Raw genomic sequence first — 14,025 nt, 5'->3', positions numbered from 1 at the left:
ATTGCTAGCCCCATTAGGATATCCAAGGATGCTGGGCAAAAAAGTTAGCAAGTAATGAATCATCTCTTTAAGCAAAATGCTGTACAAGAGCTGGTTAAGTATAATAAATGCTTACTTTCAGTAACTATATTGCTGGCTGCAGCTAATATAATTGTGATAATGCTGCAATTACAAAAGAAGAAAAGTGGTTGTTTCAAGCAATAGAGCCTGATCGTAAAATGACTGTTTCATCAAAAAATTATCATGAAACGTATTTAAATAAATGGGCAATTTTTGTAATAAGAGGCCTATTTACTACTTCTCAAAATGAGGTAGAAAGACAAATAGCAGATATGAAAGTGGTATCCAGTAATACTGATCAGTTATTCTTTTTTAGTAAAAAAGAATAACTTGCAAAAAGAAGCAGAATGAGTTAATTTTTCTTAACTTATAGATTTTGCAAAATCTGCCATTAGCGTTTATGTTAATTTATTCAGTTAATATTCAACCTTTAACTGTATAAGAATTGTTTGTCAATATTGCTAACAGACTAAAATAACATAAGCAATATCACATCAGAAAGTTTAAAACTAAGAATTGATTTTTAACTTTACAACCAACAAATTTTATTAACTATTTTATTGCTTCTTTTTATGCTCAAACCTCATTGTCGATGAACTCTAGCATACTTTTCTTCTTATATCAAACTTACGGCTATATTCTAGTTATCTGCAGCATTGAAGGTAATAAACATACCACTACTAGATTTATAATAATTTAGAATGGTCATTAATCTTGCCTGAAAATACGTAATTCTTTATTAGCTCTGTATAACAGAATGGCGGGAGCAACGGGACTTGAACCCGCGGCCTTCGGCTTGACAGGCCGACGCTCTAACCAAGCTGAGCTATGCCCCCTATTATATAATGTATAGCCCAATAGTATTGGTCAATAATATACTAAAACTATAAAGCGTTCAAGGAAATTTAAAAGGTACAAAATATATTTTTGATTAATATTACTCTTAGAAAAGCAGATTATTTATTAGTAATATTTATAAACTAGCAAAAATGATAAAAATAACCCAACTTTAATATAAGATGATATAGCTAAACCAGCATAAAAAAGTCATATTATATACTTGTTTAGCTATATATGTCCATTTCTATCATAGTTTTTAAATGAGGGCGTTTATGAAAATTTGCATTGTCGATCACAACTACAGAATTATTAGATAATTTCTAAATTAAATCCTGTTCTATTCAGCCGTTAAAAATAGCAGTATTAACACTGCAGTTAAAATTGATACGGTTAGCAGAGATTTATCTGCTAATGCTACTATAACATTAGTTCTCTTTGATGGATGCAAAAACGCAGCAACATCATGCCTTTGCATACCTGTGAGTTTTAGGTATAATATGAACAAAACCGTTCTCATCCGTAAAGACAGTAACTTGTCCTATGTCTTTGTCCTTTTTATATTATTATAAAATTTTAATCTCTCTTCTTTTTTTGCCCTTAGATGTTTTATAGATTTTTTTATATGTAATATTTAATCTTTAGTGCTCTCTTTTTATATACTTGACTTATTATATACTTGACTTACTTACTCCTAGCCGTTCAGCTCTTTTACATTTATATGCATCACTATATTGTATCACATCTTCTTTTAGTTTATCAATAGAGATTTTTGTTGGAGCTCTGTTTCTATTTTTTAACGGCAATATGTTTTTACTCTATACAAATACTGTATTCTTTTCTATTACAAAATGTTTTGATGTTAATTCAAAACTCACTTTCTCTCTTGATTTTATCGTTAGCACTTTCTTCCAAAAATCTATAGAACATGTCATACTAATTGACTTTTCTATTACATCTTAATTATTATAATTGTTTTATAGTAGTTGGGCTATAACTAATACATTGAAACAAAGCAACTATATAAATATCTAGCTCTTTAGCTAAAGTTTTTGTGAGCAACTAATTTCACTAACTTCTGATGTCAGATTTCGATATTTTATCCTGTACCGCAAGTTATTCAATTTTGCAAATCTCTTTGATAATATTTCGGTACGCTTTAAAATTTTTCATTTAACATAAATTCTATAATAAAAAAATAAAACTTTTACTTGCAAAGTAAAATAATTTATATTATAACTTGGTGCTAGCTAATAGGTTTATAAATAAATTATGCCTTTTATTAAGATCTAGTTATTTTGTATCCTATTCGTTTATGTATTCATTATAGTTTTGCATTTTGTAGCTTTAGCTACAGGATTATTGTATTAATTAGCAAAACTACTATAATGTTATAACTTTTTTTTGGAGATTGTTATGTTAAATAAATTAAATAATATAAGGCTAGCATTGATAAAAAAAAGTAGCTGTATTCACATTTCACATTTCCTCTGGTGCATAGCATAGTAGTTATGCACACTATGCCATAGCAGAACTTTTTTTCTTTTCTTAGTTTGTACTGAGTTTTTGCTAACAGTTTTTAAAATAATGTTATTATGAGTTTGTAGTGCGTAGGTTACAAGGTTTTTAACAAAATAGATAATCTATTTTATAAAATTTATAAAAAAATTGTTAATTTTAAAAAACAGCAGCTCTAAGCATAAATTGCTTAAAAAAGTATAAAAGTTTGCATCAAAGCTAACAACTTAATGGCATAATGGTTCTACACCTCAATACTTTACAGTAAAAGTATTAACATAGTTAAGAATAAAAAAATATCAAAAATTCGACATAAGTTATGATTTATGTTACATAAATATAATTTTGATTGTTAATCTTTTTTTACTGAAGCTATAAGTATAGAGTCATAATTTACTTAAAATTACTTTAAAATTAACTAATTAGTGTAATGGAATAGTTTATGAATAAATCAATCAGTGTATTAAATACAACAACCACAGTTAGAAAATTTCCACAATTTTTGTTGTTATTATTCTTTGTTGAGATGTGGGAACGCTTTAGTTATTATGGAATGAGGGCGCTTTTAGTGCTTTTTTTAACTTCTCAGTTAGGCTTTACTGATATAAAAGCTTATACTACATACTCTTTATTCGCTGTAATAGGTTATGCTGGACCAGTGATTGGAGGGCTTTTAGCTGATAAATTAATGGGATTCCGCAACATGGTACTAATAGGAGGAATTGTTATAGTAGCTGGACATATGAGCATACTCCTAGTAGGATTTAATTCAGACCTAATATATTTTAGCCTATCTTTAATAGCTGTAGGCACTGGAATGTTTAAAGGTAATATCGTAAACTTGCTTGGAGCTTGTTATAGAAAGGATGATTCTGAACGTAGTAGAGGATTTACTTTATTTTATGTAGGTGTTAATTTAGGCGGGGCATTAGCAGCTATTTCTTGTGGATATATTGCTCATTTATATGGCTGGCATTATGGATTTGGCTTAGCAGGAATTGGAATGATTATTGGCCTTATTACTTTTATAAAATTTCAACACGTTTTAGGAGATAAAGGCTTGTCTGCATACCCTATGCTTATGAACAAAAGAATACTAGGAATAAATGTTTTTGGAATAGTATTCGCTAGTTGCTTCTTGTTAGCATTAATGGTATCTACAATGCTTATATTTAGCGAGTTTTTCACTTCTGCACTTACATTTAGTGGAATAATAGTTCTAGGGGTATTTGTTAGTATAATATTTAAAACATCACTTGAGCAAAGGCCAAAGTTGATAGTATTAGCAATTCTTATAATATTCCAGATGTTATTTTTTGCACTAGAAATGCAACTTGGCTCTTTAATTAACTTGTTTACTGAAAGAAATGTTGCCAACAATATCTTAGGTATAACAATTCCAGCTTCAGTATCTCAAGCAATCAATCCTGTATCAATTATAATACTTGGATCTCTCTTTGGAATGTTTTCGAAGTTCAGAAAAAAAGATGCTACTGCTATCTTTGCTTTTGGTCTTTTTACAATTTCTATATGTTTTTTTATTTTATATACAGGATGTTTAAATGCTAATGATGGAAAAGTAAACTATTTATATCTAATAGCTGCTATTTCTATTATGGGGCTAGGAGAGCTTTGTGTTGCGCCATTAGTACAAGAACAAGCAATTTTGTTATCTCCTAAAAATGCAAAAGGAGCATTAATGGGTATGATGATATTATCATTAGCATTTTCTAACCTAATTGGTATGGCAGTATCAAACTCTATGTTAGTACCTTCCGTAAATGGCGAAGTAAATCGTTTTGAATCTTTAGCAATATATCAAGAGGGATTTTTAAATGTAACAATATCTGCTGCAATATTAAGTATTATATTTTTATTTTTCTTTAAAATGATACATAAAGTTATTGCTATGCAAGAATAATTACAATTTTAAATAGGATTTTAACTATTTATAAAACACAAGAGTTCGATATAATTGAGAACAACAGAAAGTAGGAAAAATATGCTGTAATCTTTATATCGAACTTTAGTTTATTTTATATATTGCTTTTTATACTTTCATACTTTATGCAATACAATCTAAAATTATTCTTTGCTGCCTATCATGTTCTCAACTTTAACATATAGGTCAAACTTCTCGGCAGTCATTAGACCCAATGATATTGCAGCTTCTTTCAAAGTAATATTATTTTGATATGCTGTTTTAGCAATTTTAGCTGCGTTATCATAGCCAATATGTGGATTAAGCGCTGTTACTAACATTAAAGAATCTTCGCATGTTTTTTTTATTCTCTCTATGTTAGGCTGAATACCAGATAAACAATGATCATTAAAGCTAAGAATTCCATCTGATAATAATTGAATTGATTGTAATAAATTATAGATAATTACTGGTTTAAATGCATTCAGCTCAAGATGCCCACTAGATCCAGCAATAGTAATTGTTACATGATTTCCAATAACTTGAGCACAAATCATTGATAGTGCTTCAACTTGAGTTGGATTAACTTTACCTGGCATAATTGATGATCCAGGCTCATTTATTGGTAAAACTATTTCCCCTAATCCGCATCGTGGGCCTGATCCAAGCAATCTAATATCATTAGCGATTTTCATTAAGCTAGTAGCTAATACATTTAATGCTCCAGATAGTTCCACAAGGTTATCATGACACGATATTGCTTCAAATTTATTTTGCGCTGAGTAAAATTTTATACCAGTTATCTTTGAGATTTTTTCGACAAATTTTACTGAAAAATCTTTATGGCAATTAATACCTGTACCTACAGCAGTTCCTCCCTGAGCAAGTTGACATACTCTTTCTAAAACAGATGTAATACGCGTAATAGCATAACCAATTTGCGCACTATATGCTGAAAACTCTTGCCCTAAAGTTAATGGTGTAGCATCCTGTAAGTGAGTTCTACCAATTTTGACTATTGATTGCCATTCTTTGATTTTGCTTTTGAATGTTACATGTAATTTTTCAAGATTAGGAATTAAATTATTAATTAATATTATTGCTGTAGCAACATTCATAGCAGTAGGAAAAGAGTCATTAGACGATTGGCTCATATTAACATGATCATTTGGATGTACTGGATCTTTTGCCCCCTTACTGCTCCCTAGCTTTTCATTAGCAATATTAGCAATTACTTCATTTATATTCATATTAGTCTGAGTGCCTGAGCCAGTTTGCCATACTGATAATGGGAAATTATCGTCATACTTTCCTTGACTTATCTCTTTAGCAGCATTAATAATAGCATCTGCTACTCTAGGCTGAAGCAATCCAAGCTCTTTATTTACTTCTGCTGAGCATTGTTTTTGTAATGCAAGGGCATATATTAACCTAAGAGGCATTTTTTCATTCCCAATTTTAAAATTTAATATTGAACGCTGTGTTTGAGCTCCCCAATAATATTGCTCTTCGACTTCTATATTACCTAGTAAATCATTTTCAATTCTAACTTTATTTATTTTCATTTGCTTAATTTTAATAGTTTTAGTCTAAAATTAGTAATAAGACAATCGTCGCAAAGTCAAAATTTATTGCTCAATAATATAACTAATGTAATCTTCACCATGCTTGCATGATATTGAAGCATTAACCATTTTTTTTAAATAGTACACATAGTAAGCATGAACATTAAATAATGTAATATTATCATCACTAAGATCAGTAGCAGTTAATATAAAATTCTGCTCTTCGTTATTTTTTATAGATTTGCCTTTTGCTAAAATGTTAATTTGACTTTTATCTTGCTTTCTATATATTTTAACAGTTATATCTCCACCATGTAGTAATGCATCTTGGGCTGATATTACTAAACACATTAGTAATTTACCAGTACTAATATCAATATTAGTATCTTTAACATGAAAAAATTCATCTTTAAAAACTAAATTTATCTTAGTATTAATCAAAGACTTAAAGTAATCATCAAGTACTGCTCTAATTTCATCAAAATTTGCTTCATGATATAATTTATTGTCACCATATGATTTGCTAGCCGAACCATACATTTGACGATACAGTTGTAGCTTAACAAGCAAGTTTGTGCTACCTATTTTAATTGTATCAAATGCCAAACCATATAATTTATTATTAAGCTGGTGTTGATTATCTATACAGTACTTTATTCCATTTGATATAGCTCCTAATCCGCCAGCAAAATCGTGAAAAATTTTTACGCTAATAAATTGTGCTAATTTAATATTATTCATGTTTAGATTAATAAATGAGATTCTAATTATAAAATTTTTTGTTAAAAAATCAACAATAGACTTCTTTCGAAACTAGAGAATGATGTAGAATGGTGTTATAAATAACTGATTTGAGGTAATAATGAAATTCGATCAGATTAAAGAGTTATAGGATGAAAAATTTCGTCGATTAACAGGAGTAAGGAAGGGAACATTTTCAAAGATGGTGGATATTTTGAGGAAAGCTGATTGTCTTAAGAGATCAAAGGGTGGGCGTAAAAATAAGCTCAATTTGGAGGAACAGTTGCTGATGGTGTTAGAATACCTTAGAGAATACCGTACTTATTTCCATATAGATCAGAACTATGGGATTAGTGAAAGTTCAGCATATAAAGATGTAAAATGGGTAGAAGACACCCTAGTTAAAACTCAAACTTTGCTCTTCTAGGTCGCAAAGCTCTAATGACGAGTGATATGAATTATGAAGTAGTCTTGATTGATGCTACTGAGAGTTCTATAGAAAGACCTAAAAAAAAACAAAAATTCTATTATTCAGGAAAGAAGAAAAGGTATACACTAAAAACTCAAATAGTGGTAGACAAGAAAACCCACCAAGTAATATGCACAGATTTTTCTAACGGTAAAAAACATGACTTTAGATTATTTAATGAATCCAAAATTCTTATCTATCCTAAGGTTAAAGCGATTACTGATACAGGATATCAAGGTATACAAAAAATTCACAATAATTCTGAATTACCAAAGAAAAAAAGCAAAAAAAATCCTTTAACTAAAAATGATAAAAAGAATAATCGTAGGTTAGCATGAGAAAGAGTTGTGAATGAAAACGTTATTGGTATTCTAAAACGGCTTCAAAATTATTGCTGATAAATATCGAAATAGACGTAAAAGATTAGGTCTTAGATTTAATTTGATTTTTGGCATTTATAATTTTGAACTACCTTAACCAGTTTCGAAAGAGGTCTATTAGTTTTATTACTCTCTTTCTTAAATCATATGAATATGCTGCTTCCATATTTCTTATCTCTTCTTATTTTTACCGCTTTTCTCTCCTAATGTAACTCCCTTTTTGTTTTATGCTATATCTTGAGCTTCTCGTTTCCTTAATTAAGCACGATGCTGTTCTAAGTTGGAGCATATCGAGGTAAAACTCTTACATTTACTACGCTTAATTTTTTAAATTTGAATGATCTTTCAATTTTTCTACTGTCTCTCTGATCTTTTTTCTTATATCAAACTTTAGTCATAATAAACTCACATTTCTAGTTGCTATTGGTAGTTTAACAATTAATCCATCAAGTTCCTCTGTAATAATAATTTGACACCCAAGCCTAGATGTATTAGTTAGTCCAAATGCTAAATCTAGCATATCTTCTTCCTCTTCAACAGGTAAAGGAAGTTTTTGATACCAACTTGGATCAACTATTACGTGGCAAGTTGAACATGCTAATGAACCTTCGCAAGCTCCTTCTAGGTCTATTTTATTCTGGTGAGCTACTTCTAATAATGACAGCCCAATTTGGGCATCAACTATTTTTTCTTCTGCATCATTAATTATAAAAATAACTTTTACTGTTTGTGGTATCATAATAGCAATTAAAAATCTACTGTAGTTTATTATTTAGTAATTTATCGATGTTTTTACCTTGTAAAGCAAGTTTTAAACTACTATTTAGCAAAGAACTTTTAAAATAATCTTCAAGCTGCTTCATGTCCTCCTGAATTGCGCTTATATGACCTGATTTTATAGATTTTTGTAAACGCTGAATGACATTTTCAATTAAATTCATGTTGTCTGGAGAGATTAAGTTTGTATTTTGACCTATTAATTGTTTAATATTGCTAATCATAAAATTAGCTTTAGTAATCGTTTCATTAAGCTGTTTTTTATTATAATCTAAAAGATTATTCTGATAAGCATTTTCTAAAATTTTATTTACTTCTTCTCCGCTGATATTCAAAGCAGATTTGATGGTAATAAATTCACATATTCCAGTTCTTTGCTCGCTGGTACTAACAAATAACAAACCATCAGCATCAATAGCAAAAGTAACTTCAACACTAACGCTACCAGCAGGTCCTAATGGTAAATTGCTTAACGTAAATTTTGCTAAAGATCGGCAATCAGCTGCTATTTCTCTTTCGCCTTGTACTATATGGAAATTTATTGCTGTTTGATTATTTGCATAGGTAGTAAATTTCTTAGTAATTGCAATTGGTATAGGAGAGTTTCTAGGAATTAAAATTTCTGTTATACCTCCCATTACTTCTAATCCTAATGATAGTGGAACTACATCTATTAGTAAATGTTGGTTTGAGGAAGTTAAATTTTCAGCTTGAAGAGCTGCACCAGTTGCTACTACTGTTTCAGGATTTAAATCAGATAATATCTGTACTTTAAAAGTTTGTTTTAATAATTTTTTTATTAAAGGAATATTGCTACTTCCTCCAACTAATATTATGCCTTTTAACTGTTCGCTTATTTTACTTTCTTCGATAACTTGATTAGTAATGTTGATTGTTTTACTAATAATATTACTTATAACTTGTTCAAATTCTGTTCTGGTAATATGTAACTTAAGATTTTTGCCATTATATTTTATTGTTTGATTAAAAAATTCATTGTTAGTTAAGTGTTCTTTAGCTATTTTGCAATGCTCAGTAATTAATACTAAAAATTCAGTTGAAAGATGATCTTGGTTAAGAGTCAATTTATTACAAATATGGTCTCGAATTAAATAATCAATATCATTTCCTCCAAGTTGATTATCTCCTCCTGTAGCAATAACTTGAAAAATTTTATTCTTGATTTTTAGAAGTGAAACATCAAAAGTTCCGCCTCCAAAATCATAAATTAAATAAATACCATTTGAGCCTTTATCAAGTCCATATGAATATGCTGCAGCTGTAGGCTCGCTAATTAATCTCAATACTTCAAGATCAGCAATTATAGCAGCTTGCTTTATGCTATTACGAGCAGTATCATCAAAGTGAGCTGGAACCGAAATGACTGCCTTTTTTATTTTTTGATTAAAATACTGCTCTGCTTGCAACTTTAGCTGATTGATAATTTTAGCAGAGATTTCTATTGGACTAATAGTTTTATCAGCAATTTTTAAGCTAGTAATATTAGTATTTTTAGCTAACAATTCTTTAATTTCTTGTCCAATAGCATCAGAATTCAATATTTCTTCAGTACTTTTACCTAGTAATCTTTTAACTGATGTGATTGCAATATAATGTTTTTCTTTACTTCCTATAGAGATAACATTGCCTTCATGATTAAAACTAACAATAGAAGGAAGCTTGTTTAAACCTTGAGAATTAGGAATAACATATGGCTTACTATTAATCGAATGAGCTACTAAAGAGTTAGTAGTGCCAAAATCAATACCAATTACAATCTCTGAACTATGAATTGATTGATTTTGAGGTTCTTCAATGTTAATTAGAGGCATCTCTTAGCTTATGATTTGTAATATTTATTAAGTTCACCCAATACTTTAATTCCATTGTTTTTACTGTTGCTGCCTCATAATTTCTGCTAGCAAGTAAAGACTCTAGCTCTGTAGTAGTGTTATTATAAGATACGTTTAAAATGTTCTGTAATTTTTTTAATTCAGTAACAGTATTAATAGCATTTAACCTAGTTTGCAATGAAAAAACGTTTTCCAAAAAATCCATGCTTATTACTGACTTAAGATTTGGAGCAGTTAAATCTATTCCGTGCAGGTTTAGAATATGTTCAGCGCGAGCATATGGACATTTTAATGTTTTATATGCTAGATTTAAATTACTGGATATTTGTAAATATTTATTTTTTTCTTCAAAGCTTTTAACCTGGTCAGGATGATACTTTAGCTGTAACTGAAAATAATTATCTTCAATATCTTCCAATGCTAAACTAAAAGTTTCATGCAAATTCAATAGTTGAAAATAATTTATCATAGTTGAGTATAATTAAAAATTTGCAGATTTACCACAACCACAGCGATGTTTTTCATTAGGATTACTGAACTCAAATCCTGAATTGAATTTACCTTCAATATAATCCATTGTAGTTCCAACTAAATAAAGTATAGCTTTTTGATCAACTAGCACTGTTACCCCTTTATCTATAATAACTTCATCAAAATCTCCCTTAACATCAGCATATTCTATATAATAGGAATAGCCAGAGCATCCTCCTGTCTTAATGCCTACTTTAATGCCTAAAGATGGCTTCTCTCGTTTAGCAAGCAATTCTTTAATTCTTTTAGCTGCTCGACTTGAAATAGTAATAACTTGCTTACGAGCTTCATTAATTTGTAATTGTGAAGAATTAATAGCACTCATAATAAAAATTTATGTTTTATTTTGCTTAGACTTGTAATCAACAATAGCTGCCTTAATAGCATCTTCAGCTAACATTGAGCAATGCATTTTAATTGGCAGCAATGCTAAATGTTCAGCAATCTGACTATTTTTAATTTGTTCTGCATCACTTAAAGATTGAGATTTTATCCATTCAGTAGCTAAGGCGCTTGAAGCTATTGCTGATCCACAGCCAAAAGTTTTAAATTTAGCATCTTCAATTATTCCTTGATCGTTTACTTTAATTTGCAGTTTCATAACATCGCCGCAAGCAGGAGCGCCAACTAATCCAGTGCCAACTGATTTATCTGTTTCGTCAAGCGAGCCAACATTAGATCTATCTTCATAGTACTTTATAACTTCTGAACTATAACCAGCTGTACGAGTACCTGTAACTGTTTTTTCGTCATTATTCATAATATTTTTTCTCTTATTGATTGTAAGTTAACTATTTGTTTAATGTACTGACCAATTAATTTGTTTTATATCTATTCCTTTTTGTGTCATTTCCCAAAGGGGGCTAATATTCCGAAGTTGATTTACTTGATCAACAATCAGTGATACTGCATAATCCACTTCTTCTTCAGTAGTAAATCTTCCAAGGCCAAATCTTAAGGAAGTGTGAGCTAAATCTTCATCAACTCCCATTGCCTTTAAAACATAAGAAGGCTCTAATGAAGCAGAAGTGCAAGCAGATCCAGAAGAAATTGCAAGATCCTTGAGTGCTAATATTAAAGACTCTCCTTCTACACATGCAAAGCTGATATTAATATTGCCTGGATATCTGCTTTTAATATCTCCATTTAAATAAGTTTGTGGTATATGGTTCAATATATAGTTAACAAACTTACTAAACATTTTTTGAATACGATTATATTCTTCAAACATTTCAATATTTGCAATTCTTGCTGCTTCTCCAAATCCCACTACTAAAGGAGTAGGTACAGTCCCTGATCGCATTCCTCTTTCTTGCCCTCCGCCATGAATAATTGGGCTAATACGTATTCTTGGCCTTTTTCTAACATAGAGAGCACCTATACCTTTTGGCCCATAAATTTTATGAGCAGAAATGCTGGCAAGGTCAATATTATATTTAGTGACATCAATTGGTATTTTACCAAAAGCTTGAGCAATATCTGTATGAAAAAAAACTTTTCTCTCACGACAAATTTGGCCTATTTCCTCGATTGGTTGAATAACACCAATTTCATTATTAACTGTTGAAATTGACACCATAATAGTACTGTCACTGATTGCATTCTTAAGATTATTTATATCAATTAATCCATTACTATTAACATGTAAGTAAGTAACCTTAATACCTTTTTGTTCTAGATGCCTGCAAGTATTTATAACACATTTATGTTCAGTCATTACAGTAATTATATGATTTTTTTTGTCATTACTATAAAAATCTACTACTCCTTTAATTGCTAAATTATTTGCCTCTGTTGCTCCAGAAGTAAAAATAATTTCACCTGGATCTGATTTAATTAAGTCTGCAACATGTTTACGCGCTGCTTCCACTGCTTCTTCTGATTCCCAACCAAATAAATGACTACGTGAATGTGGATTGCCAAATTTATCAGTTAAATATGGCAACATTGCAGTAACTACTCGAGTGTCAATAGGTGTAGTTGCTTGATAGTCCATATAAATAGGAAACTTAACATTATTGTTTTTTAATTTTGACCTTAACTCTGCTGTTTTTGTTGCTGTGTTTATCATAATATTTATTTGATTTAAGCTTGTTTCTTTATATTGCTAGCCTTGATATGATGCAAATATTGTTTTTGCCATAATGTATAAAATTGGTTTATTTCTTCTTCAGTGTTATGCCATCCAAGAGATATTCTAATTGCACAGTCTGCTTCATGAGCTGGAATCTTCATAGCTGCAAGTACATAAGATTGTTTTAGCTGACCTGAAGAACATGCTGAACCAGCACTTACAGCAAACCCATTAATATCAAAGTAAAGAATTTGTTGTTGAGACGTTACCCATGGCATCATTATCATACTAGTATTACCAACTCTGTGAGCATTTTTGCCAAAAATTTTTATCTTATTGTCTATGCTGCTAATTTTGTCTTCAAGATATTGTCTTAAGGTTTTAGTAAAATCACTTTTTTTCAGGATTTTAGGTAAAAGTTCAACAGCTTTCCCAAATCCAGCTATTGCAGCAACATTTTCAGTGCCGGCTCTAATCCCATTTTCTTGACCTCCGCCAACCATTTGTGCTGTAATAAAATTTGGAGATTTTGCTATAAGAGACGCAGCACCTATTGGTCCTCCGATTTTGTGGCTTGAAATTGTAGCAAAATCAAGATTTAACTGAGTGAGATTAACTGGAATCTTAGCAAAGGCTTGGCTGCAATCACTATGAACCCATGCCTGATATTCTTTAGATATTCTAACTATCTCTTCAAGAGGCTGTATAACTCCAGTTTCGTTATTTACCAACATAATTGTAACTAACAAAGGTAAACCTCTATTACTATAAAGCGTATTTTGTAACTGTATAAGATCAACAATACCTCTTTCATCTACATCTATAATTTGCGTGTCATTATAATTTTTAGCGCAATTTAATATTGATAGATGCTCTATTGCACAAGTAATAATTATTCCGTTTTTATAGACTTTTTTAAAGCTGGTAAGCAGTAAATTATTTGCTTCAGTACCTGAAGAAACAAATATGCAATTAAATTTGTTATGACTTAATGATATATCTAATGTATTAGCAATTTGCAATCTAGCTTTTTCTATAAACCCTTTAGCTATCTGTCCAAAATAGTGTATCGAAGAAGGGTTAGCTGGCATATGTAACACTTCTAACATAACTTCTAGCGACTCTGAATGTATAGGAGTTGTTGCGTTGTAATCAAAATATACTTTTTTATTTTTTTGTTTTGTTTTCACTCGGTTATCTATGTTGAAACTAGAAAAAGAAGGCCTGTCAGTAGAATTATAATATCTAGCTGAATTTTCAATAGCTGCTGCAGTGCTATGATCAATAAAGTTATACATT

Annotated in this window: 11 protein-coding genes, 1 tRNA gene and 2 pseudogenes; 3 read left to right on the top strand and 11 right to left on the bottom strand. The window is 30.1% G+C overall.

The annotated features are described in order from the left end of the window. Window positions 1-54: 54 nt before the first annotated feature. A pseudogene (locus DK405_RS15420) lies at window positions 55-365 on the top strand (TraE/TraK family type IV conjugative transfer system protein); the annotation flags it as partial. A 453-nt stretch (window positions 366-818) separates the two neighbouring features. Here DK405_RS15420 and DK405_RS05530 read toward each other — a convergent pair. Both DK405_RS05530 and DK405_RS05520 read right to left on the bottom strand, forming a co-directional pair. Further along, window positions 819-896: transfer RNA gene (locus DK405_RS05530), tRNA-Asp, on the bottom strand. A 672-nt stretch (window positions 897-1,568) separates the two neighbouring features. Further along, complete coding sequence (locus DK405_RS05520; protein ID WP_162563007.1) at window positions 1,569-1,703, bottom strand: IS630 transposase-related protein; 135 nt, start codon at window positions 1,701-1,703, stop codon at window positions 1,569-1,571. Between the two features lie 1,154 nt (window positions 1,704-2,857). On the opposite strand from DK405_RS05520, the gene DK405_RS05515 reads away from it, so the two are divergent. Next, window positions 2,858-4,336: a peptide MFS transporter gene (locus tag DK405_RS05515; RefSeq protein WP_045912429.1), complete on the top strand. Its 1,479-nt coding sequence runs from the start codon at window positions 2,858-2,860 to the stop codon at window positions 4,334-4,336. Window positions 4,337-4,500: 164 nt separating this feature from the next. Here DK405_RS05515 and fumC read toward each other — a convergent pair whose 3' ends face one another. Continuing rightward, the gene (gene fumC / locus DK405_RS05510) at window positions 4,501-5,895 is read right to left on the bottom strand and encodes a class II fumarate hydratase (RefSeq protein WP_174197620.1); all 1,395 of its coding nucleotides are present in this window, start codon (window positions 5,893-5,895) and stop codon (window positions 4,501-4,503) included. Between the two features lie 69 nt (window positions 5,896-5,964). Continuing rightward, the gene (locus tag DK405_RS05505) at window positions 5,965-6,642 is read right to left on the bottom strand and encodes a histidine phosphotransferase family protein (protein ID WP_045912431.1); all 678 of its coding nucleotides are present in this window, start codon (window positions 6,640-6,642) and stop codon (window positions 5,965-5,967) included. A 121-nt stretch (window positions 6,643-6,763) separates the two neighbouring features. Between DK405_RS05505 and DK405_RS05500 the strand changes: the two are divergent. After that, window positions 6,764-7,588, top strand: a pseudogene (locus DK405_RS05500) (IS5 family transposase). Between the two features lie 297 nt (window positions 7,589-7,885). Here the strand turns inward: DK405_RS05500 and DK405_RS05495 are convergent. The 7 genes from DK405_RS05495 to DK405_RS05465 are packed head-to-tail and all read right to left on the bottom strand — an operon-like array spanning window position 7,886 to window position 14,024. Further along, window positions 7,886-8,230 carry a ferredoxin family 2Fe-2S iron-sulfur cluster binding protein gene (locus tag DK405_RS05495; RefSeq protein WP_045912432.1) on the bottom strand — a complete coding sequence of 115 codons (345 nt, stop codon included), beginning with the start codon at window positions 8,228-8,230 and terminating at the stop codon, window positions 7,886-7,888. A 16-nt stretch (window positions 8,231-8,246) separates the two neighbouring features. After that, complete coding sequence (hscA, locus tag DK405_RS05490; protein ID WP_045912433.1) at window positions 8,247-10,100, bottom strand: Fe-S protein assembly chaperone HscA; 1,854 nt, start codon at window positions 10,098-10,100, stop codon at window positions 8,247-8,249. Beyond that, the gene (hscB, locus tag DK405_RS05485) at window positions 10,087-10,590 is read right to left on the bottom strand and encodes a Fe-S protein assembly co-chaperone HscB (protein ID WP_045912434.1); all 504 of its coding nucleotides are present in this window, start codon (window positions 10,588-10,590) and stop codon (window positions 10,087-10,089) included. Before hscB ends, hscA begins: the two co-directional genes overlap by 14 nt. Window positions 10,591-10,602: 12 nt before the next feature. Further along, window positions 10,603-10,977: a HesB/IscA family protein gene (locus DK405_RS05480; protein ID WP_045912435.1), complete on the bottom strand. Its 375-nt coding sequence runs from the start codon at window positions 10,975-10,977 to the stop codon at window positions 10,603-10,605. A gap of 9 nt (window positions 10,978-10,986) precedes the next feature. After that, window positions 10,987-11,412 (bottom strand): Fe-S cluster assembly scaffold IscU, encoded by a 426-nt coding sequence (gene iscU, locus DK405_RS05475; RefSeq protein ID WP_045912436.1) that lies wholly within the window; start codon window positions 11,410-11,412, stop codon window positions 10,987-10,989. A 39-nt stretch (window positions 11,413-11,451) separates the two neighbouring features. Next, a complete protein-coding gene (locus DK405_RS05470) occupies window positions 11,452-12,723 on the bottom strand; it encodes an IscS subfamily cysteine desulfurase (RefSeq protein ID WP_045912437.1) in 1,272 nt (423 codons plus the stop codon). 14 nt (window positions 12,724-12,737) lie between these two features. Next, complete coding sequence (locus DK405_RS05465; RefSeq protein WP_052691678.1) at window positions 12,738-14,024, bottom strand: cysteine desulfurase family protein; 1,287 nt, start codon at window positions 14,022-14,024, stop codon at window positions 12,738-12,740. Window position 14,025 lies beyond the last annotated feature (1 nt).

This window comes from Orientia tsutsugamushi, assembly GCF_900327275.1.
Classification (GTDB): Bacteria; Pseudomonadota; Alphaproteobacteria; order Rickettsiales; family Rickettsiaceae; genus Orientia; species Orientia tsutsugamushi.
This window is presented reverse-complemented; position numbering and strand designations above follow the sequence as displayed.